Here is a 16,268-nt window from a genome sequence, read left to right on the forward strand (position 1 = left end):
GCGGATCGGCTTAGCGCGGATCCGGGTCGCAGATGAAGTAGCCGTCGGCGTAGTTCTTGGTGAACTTGCCCCAGGAGGCATGGCTGCCATCGCAGTTGATGGCCTGGTAGCCGACCACCGCGCCATTGGCGTCGTAGTAGTAATAGAACTGGCCGGGGCCGGTCGGCCCGACCGCGGCGATCGCCGCGCCCATGGTCGCCGCGGCCAGCAAGCCGAGGGTCCAGGCGGTCTTCTTTCGCATCTTCCACTCCCTGTCGTCGAATGCGCCGGCGTCGTTGCCGGCGCTGCGACCGTAGGCAGAAAATTGTTTGCGCGCAGTGAGGCCGAAACTAAGATTTCGTGACTTTGTGACCGCGGTCCGCATGAGTATCGCGAATTGATTAGCCAGGCACATCGGCAGGGTGACGCCGGTGCGGCGCTTGCAACCGCGCCCGGCTTTGCTACTCTGCGCCTTCAGTCGCGGATTCCCATGCCAGCCGGCCCCGTCTCCCGACCCGTGTCAGATGCCGCTTTACCGCGGCCGCGTCGCCCAAGGTCCGTGCCTCTCAGGACCCGCCGGTAGCCGCATCCTGTTCCCGCAGTGCCGGCTCATAGGCTTTCCGCGCTCCCATCCCACGAATGGAGCTTGCGATGAAAGTACTGGCCTGCGATGGCATCCACGAAGACGGTTTGGCCCTGTTCCGCGAGGCGGGCTGGGACGTCGTCGTCGCCCCCGCCCCGATCAAAGATCCCGACGTGCTGGCCCTGGCGCTGGCCGATGTCGACGCCGTGCTGGTGCGTTCGGCCACCGCGGTGCCGGCCCAGGCCCTGCGCGAGGCCAAGCAGCTGCGCGTGATCGGCCGCGCCGGCGCCGGCGTGGACACCATCGACGTCGACGCCGCCACCGCGCGCGGTATCGCGGTGATGAACGCGCCCGACGGCAACACCCTGGCCGCGGCCGAGCACGCGATCTCGCTGCTGTTCGCCCTGGCCCGCCACATTCCGCGCGCCGACGCCGGCATGAAGGCCGGCGAGTGGCCCAAGGCCGGCCTGACCGGCTTCGAGCTGGAAGGCAAGAAGCTGGGCGTGATCGGCCTGGGCCGGATCGGCGGCACGGTCGCGCGCAAGGCCCAGGGCATCGGCATGGAAGTGGCCGCCTACGATCCCTTCCTGCCCGCGTCCGCCGCCGGCAAGGGCAGCGTGCCGCTCAAGACCCTGGACGAGCTGCTGGCCTGGGCCGACGTGGTCACCCTGCATATCCCGCGCACTAAGGAAACCACCAACCTGCTGTCGGAAGCGCGCATGCGCGCGATGAAGAAGGGCGCCTACCTGATCAACGCCGCGCGCGGCGGGCTGGTCGACGAGGCCGCGCTGCTGACCCTGCTGGATGAGGGCCACATCGCCGGCGCCGCGCTCGACACCTTCGCCACCGAGCCGCTGCAGGCCGACTCGCCGCTGCGCGCGAACGCCAAGCTGATCCTGACCCCGCACCTGGGCGCGTCCACCAGCGAAGCGCAGCAGGCGGTGAGCACGATCCTGGCCCGCCAGATCATCGACTTCGTCGCCACCGGCGCGGTCGCCGGCTGCGTCAACTTGCCGCCGCTGACCGCCGAGGCCGCGCGCGAGGTCGGGCCGTGGATGCCGCTGATGTCCTCGCTGGGCCGCCTGGCCGCGCGCCTGGTGCCGGCGCCGACGCGCCTGGAGATCACCTACGCCGGCCGCACCGACGCGCTCGACACCCGGCCGCTGTCGCGCCTGCTGGTGGCGGCTTTGCTCGGCACCGCCTCCGGCCGCGTCACCCCGGTCAACGCCCTGCAGGAAGCCGCCGCGCGCGGCCTGACCGTGGCCGAAACCTTGGGCGGCGACGGCGACGGTTTCGACCGCCTGCTCAAGCTGCGCGTGGTCGGCGAAAACCGCACCCGCGAGATCGAGGCGACCCTGCACCGCGGCCCGCGCGTGGTGCGGCTGGACGGCGTCGAGATCGAATTCGATCCGCAGGCGCACGTGCTGCTGCTGCGCAACGAGGACCGCCCCGGCATGATCGGCCTGGTCGGCAGCCAGCTCGGCGCGGCCGGCGTCAACATCGTGAACTTCGCGCTGGGCGCGGCCGGCGACGGCCAGGCGCGCGCCGCGATCACGGTCGACAAGCCGGTCACCGAGGAGCAACTGGCCACGCTGCGCGCGACCCCCGGCATCCTCTCGCTGGCGCAGGTCTGACATGCGCATCCTGCTAGCACGCCACGGAGAAACCCCCTGGAACGCCGAAGGCCGTTACCAGGGCCAGGAAGACATTCCGCTGTCGCCGATCGGCGAGGCGCAGGCGATCGCCCTGGGCGATCGCCTGCGCGAGGTCGAGATCGCACGCGCGGTGGCCTCGCCGCTGGTGCGCGCGCGCCGCACCGCCGAGCTCGCGCTGGGCGAGGCGCGCGCGGCCACCCTGCAGCTCGATCCCGGCCTGATGGAGATCGCCCACGGTACTTGGGAAGGCCTGCTCGCCAGCGAAATCCGCGAACGCGACGGCGAACGCCTGCAAGCCTGGCGCGATGCCCCGCACGAGGTGCTGATGCCCGGCGGCGAATCGATCCAGCACGTGCTCGATCGCGCCTGGCCCGCCTTCGCGCGCGCGACCGAGGGCCTGGGCGAGCACGACACCCTGCTGGTGGTCGCCCACGATGCGGTCAACCGCGTGCTGCTGTGCAAGGTGCTCGGCATTCCCTTGGCCAAGCTGTGGACCTTCCGCCAGGCGCCGACCACGCTCAACCTGCTCGAAGGCAACGACGTCGATCATCTGGACGTGGTCCGGCTCAACGATTGCAGCCATCACACCCTGTTGTTCGGCGAAGCGGTGCACCGCGCGTTGTAAGCTCGGGCCCGATGCCGCGTCCGCTCGGGCGCGGCATCGTTCCGCATCCGGGCCGACATAGGGAGCGTCATGAAATCAGGACCGCTGTTGGTCGCCTTGCTGCCGCTGGCCACGACGGCCGCGGCGCAATCGCCGGCCGCGCCATCGGTCTCGCAATCGCCAGGCGAGACCGGGACCATGCCGGAGGATTGCCCGGCCTACGATCCGGCATCGGCGCCGTCGAGGCAGCCCCCGACCTATCCGCCGGTGATGGCCGAGCAGGGCCTGTCCGGGGTGGTGATGCTGGTGCTGACGATCGATCGCTGCGGCCGGATCGCGGAAGCGCGCATGGAGCGCGGTTCGGGATATCCCGAATTCGACCAGGCCGCGCTGGAGGCGGCGATGCGCTGGCGGATGACGCCCGCCTATCGCGACGGCGAGGCCGTGGCCAGCCGGGTGCGGCGGCCGGTGCGCTTCGAACTGCTGGAAGACTTGCCCTAGTCGCGGGACGCTGCGATTCCCGGCGGGGCGCGTCGGACCGGCCCGGCTACGGCGCCAGGCAACGCAAATTCGCCGGCGGGTTGCCGCATGTCGCATGGTTCGGCTCAACCATGGCGGGCGCCACGCCCCGCAGTACGACCAAGCGGTGCGTCGTGTCTCGTAGGCACGCCCGAGGCCGCATGCTTCAATTAGGCCTCGCCGCGAGCGTGCGGCCAGACTTCGTCCAGGGGGATTCATGCGGGCTTTGTTCGCGGCGCTGTGCATTGCAGGTTCGGCGCTCGCGCCGGGTTCGGTTTTGGCCGATGAGGGCGCGCCGGCGATACCGACGGACTGCCCGCCGCCATCGCAGCGGCCGCGGCCGCCGGCTCAGCCCCGCCCCGATATCAAGGAGCCCAAGACCGTGGTGCTGGTGATCGCCCTGGACCGTTGCGGCCAGGCCGGCGAAATCGTGGTCGAGCAAGGTTCGGGCATCGCTGCCCTGGACGAGGCGGCCAGCGAGGCCGCCAGGAGTTGGCGATTCAATCCGTCCCCCGATGGACCGAGCCGGGTGCGGGTGCCGGTAGAGTTTTTGCCTAGGCAGGAGTCGACCGTGCCCGGCGCTGCCGAGCCGTCGCTCGACAAGCTGCGTGCGCAATACCGGGCGATGCAGGTTGCGCGCGTGGCCGCGCGCGCCGATCGCACGGTCGAGGGATTCATCCCCGATCCGCAGCCGCTGGCGCACGAGACCATCGCCGCCAGCCTGGCGATGCTGGAGCGCGAAGCCAAACTGCAGCCCGATTCGCCGCCGGGCACGCGGGTGTACGTGCGCGCCGACGGGCTGGACATCACCCAGTGGACGCTGTTCGACGAGGGCTGGGCGTTCGTGCCGGCCTTGATCCGGCAGCGCTTGGTCAGCGATGGCGGCAACGCCTTCATGCTCAGCCGCGGCCTGTGCGAAGCCAAGCGCGCGGGCGAATGCGCGCGCTTCGAGGACTTCATGCGCAGCATGCCGCGTCAGGAAACCCGGCCGCCGCCGCCGCCGCTTCCGCCCGAGTCCTGAGCGTTCGGGGGCGGCGTTGCCGCGTGCGTCGCGGTGGGCCGCGGCCGCCGCCGCGATCCCCCCGAGGCGGGTTCTGGGCGACAATAGCGCCATGCAACGCACGCTCGCCGACTGGCTGTCCCATATCGAACGCATCCACCCCAAGTCCATCGACATGGGGCTGGAACGCATCCGCGCCGTGGCCGCGCGCCTGGGCTTGAAACGCCCGGCGCGCAAGGTGATCACGGTCGGCGGCACCAACGGCAAGGGCTCCACGGTGGCCTTCATCGAGGCGATCGCGCGCGCCGCCGGCAAGCGCGTCGGCGCCTACACCTCGCCGCACCTGCTGGCCTACAACGAGCGCGTGCGCATCGACGGCCGCGACGCCGACGACGCGGCGTTGATAGCGGCGTTCGAGGCGATCGAGGCCGCGCGCCTGGACGGCGACGAGATCGCGCTGACCTATTTCGAGTACGGCACCCTGGCCGCGTTGTGGCTGTTCGAGCGCGCCAAGCTCGACCTGGCCATCCTCGAGGTCGGCCTGGGCGGGCGCCTGGACGCGACCAACCTGGTCGATCCCGACGTGGCGGTGATCACCACCGTCGATCTGGACCACCAGGACTATCTGGGCGACGACCGCGAGAGCATCGGCTACGAGAAGGCCGGCATCGCGCGCGGCTGGAAGCCGCTGGTGCTGGGCGACGACGATCCGCCGTCCAGCGTGCTGCGCCACGCCTACGCGATCGGTGCCTCGGCCGTGCGCGCGAACTGCGATTTCTTCTTCGAGCCGCTGCCGGCCCAGATCGACGCCGAGCCGCAATGGCGTTGGCGCGAAGTCGGCTACCGCGCCGATCTGCCGATGCCGCGGCTGTCGGCGCCGGCGCAGTTGCGCAACGCCGCGGTCGCGATCGCCGCGCTGCGCGCGTTGGGCGGCGCGCCGAGCAAGTCCCAGATCGCCGAGGGCGTGGCGCGTGCGCACGTGCCGGGCCGCCTGCAACGGTTCGAGCGCGACGGCGTGGAGGTGCTGGTGGATGTCGGCCACAACCCGCAGGCCGCGCGCGAGCTCGCGGCCTGGCTGGCGGCCGCACCCGCCGCGGGCCGCGTGCGCGCGGTGTTCGCCGCGCTCGCCGACAAGGACGCTGCCGGCGTGGTCGCGGCGCTGGCCGAAGGCGTGGACGAATGGCATCTGGCCGGTCTGGCCGACAGCGGCCCGCGTGGTCTCGACGTGGACGCGTTCGCGCAGCGTCTGCAAGGCGGCGCGGCGGGCGAGGGCGAGCGTCATCCGGACGTCGCCGCCGCATTGAGCGCCGCACTCGCGCGCGCCGAAAGCGGTGATCGCATCCTGGTGTTCGGCTCCTTCCACACCGCCGCCGCCGCGCTGGAGTTTCTGAGCGCTCGCTGAGGTCGGCTGCGGCGGTGTAGCCGAGTCGGCTGGTGCGGTCTTCGCAGCCGCACATCGATGCTGTGCTGCGTCATGGCGGACGGTTCTTGCAGGCGAAATTCGCCGAAAATGGCTCAAATCACGTGCGAATTGCATAATTTCTGTGCCCTAAACAAGCGCCCAGACACCGTCGTCGCGTTCGCTGGATTTCGCGACCGCACTGTGGGGTAATCGGGCCGTAGCGTGCGTCTGGCCCATCGGGAGTGCGGCCAGGGATCTGGAATCGATCCGTTATCGACGCGAAGGGGCTAGTGACCATCGGTCGTGTTCCGCACGGAAGCATCACGAGGGCAGGCGCCTAGTCGGCCCGCGATCGCACGCGACTGAGGGAACAGTTATGGCCTGCAGAATGTGGTTGGCGTTCGTGTCCACGGTCTTGTTGTTCGCCGTGTCGTCGCCGGCGATTGCGCAGCCGCGCACAGGCGGCCCCGTGGCGACCTCGCCGACCAAGCCCGGCGCGCCGACGCAGATCGGTTGCAGCGACAAGACCCTGACCGCGCACGTGGTCGCGATAGATCACCCCATGGTGTTCAACCGGATCGGCGCCCAGAACGTCAACTGGATGATGTATGCGCTGCGCCACGACGTGATCGAGCGCTCTTCGGCCTACCCCTTGGACTACACCAAGCAGGGCGAAACCCTGTTCGCGTCGGTGAAGGAGAAAAGCAACAGCCGCGGCATCGCCTTGCGTCCCGACCTGCGGCCGCGACCGCTGGTGCTGCGGGTGGCGGCCGGCGAGTACCTGCTAGTGCGGTTCACCAACCTGCTCGAGCTCAAGAATCTGCAGCCGGGCGGTTCGGGCTCGACCAACAGCGGGCCGTTCAATTCCGAGCCCGATCCCTTGCCCGGCGTGGATCATCCGCTCGAGCACGCGGCCAAGGACGCGCCCGGCGGCGACGTGATCTACAACATCGACGACCAGGTCGCCAGCCGCAGCGTCGGCTTCCATCCGCAGGGCCTGGAGCCCGCGCCGTTCATCGACAGCGACAGTTCTTACGTCGGCGGCAACGCCGATAGCCTGGTCAAGCCCGGCGAAAGCCGCGACTACTGTTTCCATGCCCCCGCCGAGGGCGCGTTCCTGGTGTCCAACCCCGGCGCGGCCTTCGGCGGCGAAGGCTCGGCCGGCAACAGCGGCGTCGGCCTGTTCGGCACGATCGCGGTGCAGCCGCGCGGCGCCAGCTTCTATCGCGCCCAGGTCACGGAAGAGGAAATGCGGCTGGCGACCAAGGGCACGACGCCGACCGGGCAGCCCATCATCGACTACGAGGCGCTTTACCCCAACGATTGCGCTCAAAACGGCATCTGGTGCCGCGAAGGCAAGGCCGGTCAGCCGATCCTCAACATGGTCGCGCAGGGCGACCGCATCGCCACGTTCGAGGAAATCTACTACCCGCGTCGCCTGGCTCACGCCGACACCAACGCCATCGTGATGGGCACCGGTAGCGACGGCCGTTTCAGCGCCGATACCTATCCCTTGGAAAAGGCCGGGCGCCGCAATCCTTCGCTGCCCAACCGGCTGGAGCCGTTCCGCGAGTTCGTTTCCGTCTACCACGACGAAAACGCCGCGACCCAGGCCTTTCCGTACTTCTTCGAGCACCCGGAGCTGGGGCATACCCTGCACGGCGTGCGCGACGCCTTCATGATCAACTACGGTTCGGGCGGCATCGGCGCGGAGATCATCGCCAACCGCCTGCAGGCCGGGCCGATGCAGGATTGCATCGACTGCGCCTACGAGGAGTTCTTCCTGTCCTCGTTCGCGGTGGGCGATCCGGCGATGCTGGTCGACAGGCCGGTCAATCTGGCGATCGGCCGTTGCCAGCCCGAGTTCGTCGAGGCGCGCAAGCGCAAGGAACTGGGCCAGTCCTACGACCAGAGCCATGAAGATGGCTTTCAGAAGCACTGCGACTGGAAGGGTATGGGCGCTGCGGCGATCGCGCAGAAGGCCTATTACCCGCACGATCCGGCCAATGTGCATCACAGCTACATCGGCGATTTCGTCAAGTTCCGCAACGTGCATGCGGGCAAGGAACAGCACGTGTTCCACCTGCACAACCATCAGTGGCTGTTCAACCCCAACGACGACAACTCCAACTACATCGACGCGCAGGGCGTGGGTCCGGGTTCGGGCTATACCTACGAAATCGCATTCGGCGGTTCCGGCAACCGCAACAAGACCGTCGGCGATGCGGTGTTCCACTGCCACTTCTATCCGCATTTCGCCCAGGGCATGTGGTACATGTGGCGCAACCACGACGTCATGGAAACCGGCACGCCGCTCGCGGTCAGTCAGACCGGCAGCCTGTACCACGACAAGCCCTATGCCTTGATGGACGGTGAGCCGGCGAGTAAGGCGCGCGCGCTGCCCGACGGCGAGATCGTCGCCGGCACGCCGATCCCGGCGGTGGTGCCGCTGCCGGGCAAGGCGCTGCCGCCGATGCCCGCCGCCGTCAGCGTGGCGCCCAAGCAGACCGGCCTGGGATCCAAGGCGGTGCTCGACGGCGTGTTCGACAGCAAGACCACCAATCCCGGCTATCCGTTCTGGATCGCCGGCGTGACCGAGCACTCGCGCTGGTCGTCTTCGATCGGCCATCGCCCGACCACGCCGCCGCTGGACATGAGCGCCAGCGCCGGCGGTTTCGACGGCGGTCTGCCGCGGCATGCCCTGGCCGGCTACGCCGAGGGTGGCAAGGACGAGTCCAAGCTGACCCGGCTGACCGCGGAAAAGCATCTCAAGCAGACCAAGCCGATCTACTTCGACGAGACCGGCACCGATCTGGAAAAAGTGGCGATGAAGTTCCATGCCACGCGCGAGCACCCGAGCCATCGCTACGACCGCAACGGCGTGACCTCCGCCGCCGCGTTCGTGGTCAACGGCGCCCCGGCGGTGCCGGGCGCGCCTTACAACGAACCCTGCATCGACGATCGCGGCAAACTGCTGACCGCGGGCGACGCCAGCGGCGAGTTCTTCGGCGGCGCCACGTTCGACGCGATGATCAAAGTCGGCGACGCGCTGCCCGGCGGGATCCAGTACGGCGCCAAGAATCCGCGCGTGTACAAGGGCGCCAACATCCAGCTCGACGTGGTGTTCAACAAGGTCGGCTATCACTACCCGCAGCAGCGCATCCTGACCCTGTGGGACGACGTGGTGCCGACGCTGGACAACAAGCGGCCGCCGGAGCCGCTGGTGCTGCGTATGAACACGTTCGATTGCGCCATGTATCAGCACACCAACCTGGTGCCCAAGGATTTCTACGCCGACGACTATCAGATCACCACGCCCACCGATGTGATCGGGCAGCACATCCATCTGCCGAAATGGGACCTGACCTCGGCCGACGGCAGCGCGAACGGCTGGAACTACGAGGACGGTACTTTCTCGCCCGGCGCCGTGCGCGAGCGCGTCTACGCGATCAATCAATGGAACGCGGCCCAGGCCAAGGCCGGCAAGCCGGTGGTGCCGAAGCCGGACGGCAGTACCACGCCGCTGGTGCCGGAGCCTCATCCGTATTTCGGCGCGCTCAGCGGCCATCAATTGGCCGATTGCCGCGCCAAATGGCTCAGCGTGGGCGGCGACTTCGAGTCCTTCGAAAAAAACTGGGGCGCCTACCCGAAGGCTTGCGACTGGTTGGGCGCGCGCACCACCTTGCAGCGCTGGTTCTCCGACCCGCTGATCAACGCCGCCGGCGTGCATCGCGGGCTGGGCATCACTTTCACCCACGATCACCTCGGCCCGTCCACGCACCAGCAATTGGGCCTGTACGCGACCATGCTGACCGAGCCGCCGGGGTCGGAGTGGCGCCACAACGAGACCGGCGTGCTGTTGGGTTCGCGTAAGGCCGGCGCCCTGTTCGGCGCCAACAGCGACGGCGGCCCGACCAGCTGGCAGGCGACGATCACCGGGCCCAAGAGCGGCCGCATCGACGTCGACAAGGACGGTCGCGACGACGCCCACCGCGAATTCTTCCTGCAATTCGGCGATTTCCAGCACGCCTACCAGAAGGGCGTCTACGTCGGCGTCACCGCCAAGGGGGTGCCGTACAAGTACGACGCCAGCGCCACGGTCGGCCCGCAGCACTATCGTCAGGCGATCCACCCGTCGGTGCGCAAACCGGCCAGTACCGTGCGCGACATCGTCAAATACGATTCGCATTGCCCGGGTGGCGAGGGCTCGCAGACCCTGCCCGGCGCGGTGTACTCGGCCCAGGGCAAGGTGCCGCGCCCGTGTCCGGAGGCCATCTCGGCCGACGACGTCGGCATGATGGTGGTCAACTACCGCAACGAGCCGGTCGGCGCGCGCGTGTACGACCCCAACAGCAAGAGTCAGGCCGCCGGCTACGCGGGCGATCTGTCCTATGCCTTCCAGACCCGCACCGATCGCAGATGGAGCGACCTCAACAGCCAACTGGGCAACACGCCGTATCCGGCGCTGACCAACCACGTGCTCAAGGGCGACCCGTTCACGCCCATCATGCGCGCGTATTCGGGCGACCTGATCCGGGTCAAGGTCCAGGCCGGTTCGCACGAGCACGAACACAACGCGACCATCAACGGACTGACCTGGTTGCAGGGCGGCTCCGGTTTCGGTCAGGCGCCGCACTCGGGCTGGCGCGGTTCCCAGAACGCCGGATTGTCGGAGCAGTTCACCTTCGCGACGCGGATCACCGACTACGCGACGATCAACAACCTCACCGACCGCCTGTACGCCATCGACAGCAGTCAGGACGGCTTGTGGAGCGGCGTGTGGGGGGTGCTGCGCAGCGGCAACCGCCGCGACTCGCGCAGCGACGTCCTGCATACCCTGCCCAGCAATCCGCGCCCGACGCTGTTGCGGCCCGGGCTGGGGCTGGTGCGGTACAACGACTGTCCGTCCGACGCCCCGCTGCGCATCTACCGGGTCGCGGCGGTGTTGGCCAATCAGGCCCTGGACAAGCCCAGCAGCACCAGCTTCCCGTCCGGCAGCGCCAGTGGCCTGAACGGCAGCGGCGGGACCTTGGTCTACAACCCGCGCACCACCGCGATCACGATCGCGGCGGTCGACGAAAAGGGCAATCCGACCGGTCTCAGGCATAGCTACGGCACCGGTCCGCTGCACGACCCGACCGCGGTGATGTTCGTGCGCGAAGAGGATCTGGATGCGCGCGGCAAACTGCGCGCGGGCGTGCCGGTGGAGCCGTTGGTGTTGCGTGCGGGCGCGGGCGAATGCGTGCAGGTGGTGTTGAGCAACCGTCTGCCGCGCAACCGCTTGCTGCGTTCGACCAGCCCGATGCCGGACCTGGACGGTTACAGCTCGCTGTCGGGCATCGTGCCGCGGGACCCGGGCTCGACGACGTCCGACATGACCACCTTCAACAACAACCATTTGCGCCCGTCGAACCGCATCGGCCTGCATCCGCAGATGGTCCATTACGACGTCCAGGCCTACGACGGCAGCGCGGTCGGCGTGAACAAGACCTCGCTGGCCGAGCCAGGCACGTCCTATGTCTACCAGTGGTACGCCGGCCAGCTCGAGACGGTGGCTTCGGCCGAGCAATGCCCGGCCGAAGCGCTGAGCGCCGACTATGCCGAGCTGAGCGTGTTCCCGGAAAATCCGACCTTGCGGCCGCTCAATCAGATCTACGACGCACCCGCCTTCGACCGTATCGCCAGCAGCCTGATCGCCGACACCGTCAGCAGCGAAAGCCGCAGCATTTCGCCCGAAGCGCCCGAGGTGAGCAAGGTCAGCGCCGAGCTGCGGGCCTTGCCGAGCGTCGCGGCCTGTCTCGAAACCGTGCCCAGCGCGGAGACGGCGGCCAAGATGGGTGCGTCCCGCGATGACGAGCAATTGGCGTCGCTCGAGTCGCTGCGCGATCCCAGCGGCAGCGCCGCCGTCGCCGACGACCCGGTCGACGAAGCGCCGTTGATCGTGGATCCGCAAGCCAAGGCGCAACTGGTCTACGACCGTTCCGCGCGCTTGCAGGCGCGTCAGACCTGCGTTGGCGCGCAGGTCGGGCGCGATATGCAGGCATCGATCTACGACCATCTGGTCAAGGACTCCGACGCCGCCGAACTGCTGCAACCGCCGCCGGCCGAACGGCAGAGTCTCGGCACCGCGCAGGCCCAGGCGACGGCGCCGGAAACCTTGGAGTCGCGCGCGCAGGCGTTGTCGCAAAAGTTGACCGCGAGTTTCCTCTACCAATTGCCCGAAGCCGACGACGACGGCGATTTCGCCGCCGCCTTCGCCTGGCGCGACGAGGTCTATCCGGCGTTGAGCGCGGATACCACCCGCCTGGCGGCCTTGGGCGGGCGCTGCCGATTCGTTCCGGTCGAGTTCGGCGGCAGCAACCTCTCGCCGCCCGACCGTATCAAGCAGGGCCAGAAGGCCGCGGTCGGCGCGCTGATCGTCGAGCCGCAGGGTTCGCGCTGGTCCGAGTACCGGGACGACGCCGCGATCGACCGCCAGAACCCCGGCGCCACCCAGCAGAACCGGCGCGCCACGCGCGCGTCGGCGACGGTGACCTATCCGGTGGCCGGCGGCCTTCGACCGATCTATCGCGGCATGCGCGACATGGCGATCGTGCATCAGAAGGGGCTCAACTTCCGCTATGCGAAGGGCGATGCGGTCGCCAACCTGGCGGCCGAGCGCGAGGACCTGCAATCGCCCAATCTGACCGCGCCGGAGGACGCGCACGATTCCGGTCACATGGCGATCAACTACGGCAGCGAGCCGCTGTGGTTCCGCTTCGGTCTGGCGCCGGATGCGCCATTCGGGCGCCTGGGCTTCGGCGGCGTGGACCATGCCTGGCAGGCATTCTCGAATCAGTGCTGCGACAACGGCGGCAGCGCGGCCACCGCGCAAGCTTCCGTGGGCGAGCCCTACGTGCCGATCATGCTCACCAGTCCGGGCGCGGAGACGCGCTTGCGGGTGCTGATGCCGACCGGCGTCGGCCGCGCGACCACCTTCAGCCAGCACGGACATGCGTGGCCGCGCGACCCCTACCTGGCCGAGAACGTCGACGCCGCGCGACTGCCCGTGGGCGGTTCGGCCAATACCTGGGGAATCGCGGCGAAATGCATCGGCGACAATCCGCTGCAGATGGCGCTGGGCGGGCAGGAGAGCGTGAGTCCGATGGCGCATTTCGACGTCGTGCTGGCGTCGGCGGGCGGCAAGGATAGAACCACCGGCGATTTCCTGTGGCGCGACATGGGCGGGTTCGGTATCAGCAACGGCTTGTGGGGCGTGCTGCGAGTTTCAGAAAAATCCAAGCTGCAGTCCGCCTTGCCCCTGCGCGAAAGTTGCTTATGAGGAGAGTCCGCGGAAGGGGCTGGCGGTACGCGCTGGCCCTGTTGTTGTGCTCCTCGGCGCAGGCGGCCGAGCCTTACCTCGACCGCAGCCTGGAGAGCGAGGGCCTGTCGTTGCGGGTGCGGATCGAACCCGAGCCGACGGAGGGGTCGCCGACCGGCGCCGGCCCGCGTCGCGGCATCGCGGCCGCGGCCGCGCCCAAGGCAGGCGACACCGTGCGCCTGAGCATCGACATCGAACGCCTCGCCGACGGCGAGGCGCTGTCCAATCTGGGCATCGGCGCCTGGCTGGACCGGGAGACCTCGGTGATGTCCGGCGCGGTACCCGCCTGCGGTCAGCGGGTCTCGGCGATTCTCGGCGGCGGCCTGATGCAGCGCCCGCTGGTGGATCTCACCGGTTACTACGTGCTCACGCTGGATGCCGAGGGCAGCGTCTCGGCGCTCGATCCGGCGGTCCAGTTCGCCGGCCGAACCAGCCTGTACGCCGCGGTGCAACTGGGCGGGGTGCCGTTCGATTGGGTCAAGAGCGGCGACGACCGCTGGCTGTTCGTGGCGCTGCCCGAACGCCGGCAGGTGGCGGTGGTGGATCTGCAAACCTTCAAGATCCGCCAACGCATCGATCTGCCTGGGAAGCCCACGCGCCTGGCGCTGCAGCCCGACGGCCAGGTCCTGTGGGTGGCGCAGCGCGGCGAGGCCGGCGGCGAAGGCGAGCGCATCGATCTTATCGCGGTCGGCGACGGCCGCCGCGTCGGCGGCATGGCGCTCGCGCCCGGACATCACGAAATCGCCTTCAGCGACGAAGGGCGCTACGGCTATGTCAGCAGCCGCGATACAGGCACCGTGTCGGTCATCGACAACGCGTCCGGCCAGCGCCTGCGCGAGGTCGAGCTGGGCGGCCAATTGCTGTCGCTGGCGTATCTGCCCGGGCAGTCGAGCCTGTGGGCGATCGACGGCGAGCGCGGCGTGGTGCATCGCCTGAACGCACAGGGCGCGCAGATCGACCGCATCGCGCTCGAGCCCGGCCTGGGGCCGGCGCGTGCGACGCCGGACGGCCGTTACGTGCTGATCGTCAATCCTTCGCAGCATCGTCTGCACGTGCTCGACGCCGCCGATGGCGCGGTGCTGCATTCGCCGACGATCTCCGGGCGGCCCTACGATCTGTTCTTCAGCCGCAACTACGTCTATGTACGTTCGCTCGACATCGAGCAGTTGGCGATGATCGGCTTGTCCACCCTGGGCGATGCGCCGGTGCTGCAGTACATCCCGGTCGGTGCCAAGGGGATCGGCGCCACCCCCGCGTTGCCGGTCGCTTCCAGCATGAGCGAGAACATGGAAGGCGCGGGCGCCTTCATCGCCGCGCCCGGCGAGCGCACTGTCTACCACTACATGGAAGGCATGAACGCGCCCGACAGCGGTATCCGCACCTACGGCCATACGCCGTTGGCGGTGGCGATCAGTCGGCGCGGCCTGCGCGAAACCGGGCGCGGTCGTTACACCACGAGCTTCAAAGTGCCTTCGCAAGGGCGCATGGTGCTGGCGCTGGCGACCGAATCGCCGCGCGTGCGCGAATGCCTGGCCTGGACGGTCGCCGCTGGCGCGCCGGCGAAGGAGGCCGCGTGGTCGCTGCAATGGCTGGAGCAACCGGCAGGCGGGGTGCGCCGCGGCCAAGCGGTCGAATTCCTGGTGCGACTGAGCGCGGCGCGCGGCGCGCAGGTACCGGATCCTGCCCGGTTCTCGGCCTGGGTCGTGTCCGGCGGCGGCGGTATCGCCCAGCAATGGCCCTTGTTGCCGACCGCGCGCGCCGGCGAGTACCGGATTTCCGGCCGGGTCGACGCGCCCGGCGGTTACTACGTGCACGTGCGCGACGCCGCGGGGTCGGCGACGCGTCTGTCGGCGTTGCCGGCATCGTTGATCGTGGAGTGAGCGATATGCGAGGAAACACCGAATGAACCCGGCCACGAGAGCACCGGCCCGTGCGCGGCGGCGCGGCGCGCGAGTGGCGCGATGGGCGCTGGCCTGCTGGATGGCGGTCTGCCTGCCGGTGCCCGCGCAGGACGATCCGCATGCCGCGCATCGCGCAGCGCTGGCACGCGCGCAGGGGGCGTCGCCGACCCGCGTGGCCTTGCCCGGAACGCGACTGAGCATGCGCGACGGCAGCGCCGTGCGCCTGCAAGCGGACAGCTTCGACGACCGCATCGTCGTGATCGATTTCGTCTTCACCCAATGCACCACGATCTGCCCGGCGCTGACCGCGGTGATGGCGTCGGTGCAGCGCGGCCTGGAGCCCGGCGCCGACGATTGGCTGCTGGTGTCGGTCTCGGTCGACCCGGCGCACGACACGCCGGCGCGCATGGATGCCTACGCGCGCAATGTCGGCGCCGGGCGCAACTGGTGGTGGTTGACCGGCGCTGGCGGCGAGGTCGACCGCAGCCTGCGCGCATTCGGCTTGCCGCCCGGCAGGCCGCAGGACCATGCGCCGATGGTGCTGGTCGGGCACCCCGCGAGCGGCCAGTGGCTGCGCTGGGTCGGCATGCCGTCGCCGAAGCAATTGCTGGCCGCGGTCGCATCCTTGCGCGCCTCCGCAACTCGGCCCGGGCCGCAGAGGACCGCGCATGCGCAGCCTTGAGCGCTATCTGGCCTCGGCCGCCGTTTGCATCGCCTTGGCGTGGCCGCTGTCCGCCCACAGCGCCGACGCGAGCGCGGACGCGGCCAAGGCGGAACGCGCGCGCGCCTACTTCAGCGATGCCGTGCTGGTGGACCAGGACGGCAAACGGCAGCGCTTCTACAGCGACCTGCTCGGCGATCGCGTGGTGCTGATCAACGTAGTGTTCACGCGTTGTCCCAGCGCCTGCCCGCTCATGACCCAGCGCCTGAAGCAGGTGCGCGCCGAACTCGGCGACCGCTTCGGCAGGGACATACGGTTCCTGTCGCTGTCGGTCGATCCGGCCTACGACACTCCGGCGGCGATGAAGGCCTTCGCCGCCAAGCAGGGTGCGGACGAGCCGGGCTGGCGCTTTCTGGTCGCCGATCCGGACACCATGAAGCAGGTCCTGGGCAAGCTCGGTCAATGGTCCGACAACGCCGAAGACCATTCGACCCTGCTGATCGCCGGCAATGCCGCGCGCGCGCACTGGACCAAACTGCGTCCGGACGCGTCGCCGCAACGGATCGCGGCCGATCTGGAACGCCTGCGCGCGGGCCCCTGAAGC

At 69.1% G+C, this 16,268-nt stretch carries 10 protein-coding genes; 9 read left to right on the forward strand and 1 reads right to left on the reverse strand.

All coding sequences use genetic code 11. The features are described from left to right. Positions 1-10 precede the first annotated feature (10 nt). Positions 11-241 carry a DUF6289 family protein gene (locus ASE35_RS00375; protein WP_056172473.1) on the reverse strand — a complete coding sequence of 77 codons (231 nt, stop codon included), beginning with the start codon at positions 239-241 and terminating at the stop codon, positions 11-13. Between the two features lie 389 nt (positions 242-630). On the opposite strand from ASE35_RS00375, the gene serA reads away from it, so the two are divergent. The 9 genes from serA to ASE35_RS00420 all read left to right on the forward strand — a co-directional run bounded on the left by serA (position 631) and on the right by ASE35_RS00420 (position 16,265). Continuing rightward, positions 631-2,196, forward strand: coding sequence for a phosphoglycerate dehydrogenase (serA, locus tag ASE35_RS00380; protein WP_056172477.1), 1,566 nt, complete (start codon positions 631-633; stop codon positions 2,194-2,196). 1 nt (position 2,197) lies between these two features. Continuing rightward, positions 2,198-2,842: a histidine phosphatase family protein gene (locus tag ASE35_RS00385; protein ID WP_057162633.1), complete on the forward strand. Its 645-nt coding sequence runs from the start codon at positions 2,198-2,200 to the stop codon at positions 2,840-2,842. 69 nt (positions 2,843-2,911) lie between these two features. Further along, complete coding sequence (locus tag ASE35_RS00390; RefSeq protein WP_057162634.1) at positions 2,912-3,322, forward strand: energy transducer TonB; 411 nt, start codon at positions 2,912-2,914, stop codon at positions 3,320-3,322. A gap of 235 nt (positions 3,323-3,557) precedes the next feature. Further along, positions 3,558-4,361, forward strand: a complete 804-nt coding sequence (locus ASE35_RS00395) for a TonB family protein (RefSeq protein ID WP_082611046.1) — start codon at positions 3,558-3,560, stop codon at positions 4,359-4,361. A 91-nt stretch (positions 4,362-4,452) separates the two neighbouring features. Beyond that, positions 4,453-5,742, forward strand: coding sequence for a bifunctional tetrahydrofolate synthase/dihydrofolate synthase (folC, locus tag ASE35_RS00400; protein WP_057162636.1), 1,290 nt, complete (start codon positions 4,453-4,455; stop codon positions 5,740-5,742). Between the two features lie 376 nt (positions 5,743-6,118). Further along, entirely contained in the window at positions 6,119-13,063 is a 6,945-nt protein-coding gene (locus ASE35_RS00405) for a hypothetical protein (protein ID WP_157489187.1), read from the forward strand. After that, a complete protein-coding gene (locus tag ASE35_RS00410; protein WP_082611047.1) occupies positions 13,060-14,982 on the forward strand; it encodes a PQQ-binding-like beta-propeller repeat protein in 1,923 nt (640 codons plus the stop codon). The genes ASE35_RS00405 and ASE35_RS00410 overlap by 4 nt, the downstream gene beginning before the upstream one ends. A gap of 22 nt (positions 14,983-15,004) precedes the next feature. Beyond that, positions 15,005-15,685, forward strand: a complete 681-nt coding sequence (locus tag ASE35_RS00415; protein ID WP_082611048.1) for an SCO family protein — start codon at positions 15,005-15,007, stop codon at positions 15,683-15,685. After that, on the forward strand, positions 15,672-16,265 hold the full coding sequence (locus tag ASE35_RS00420; protein ID WP_057162640.1) for an SCO family protein: 594 nt from the start codon (positions 15,672-15,674) through the stop codon (positions 16,263-16,265). The genes ASE35_RS00415 and ASE35_RS00420 overlap by 14 nt, the downstream gene beginning before the upstream one ends. The last annotated feature ends 3 nt before the right edge of the window (positions 16,266-16,268 follow it).

The sequence above is a fragment of the Lysobacter sp. Root916 genome, from assembly GCF_001429785.1.
Classification (GTDB): domain Bacteria; phylum Pseudomonadota; class Gammaproteobacteria; order Xanthomonadales; family Xanthomonadaceae; genus Lysobacter.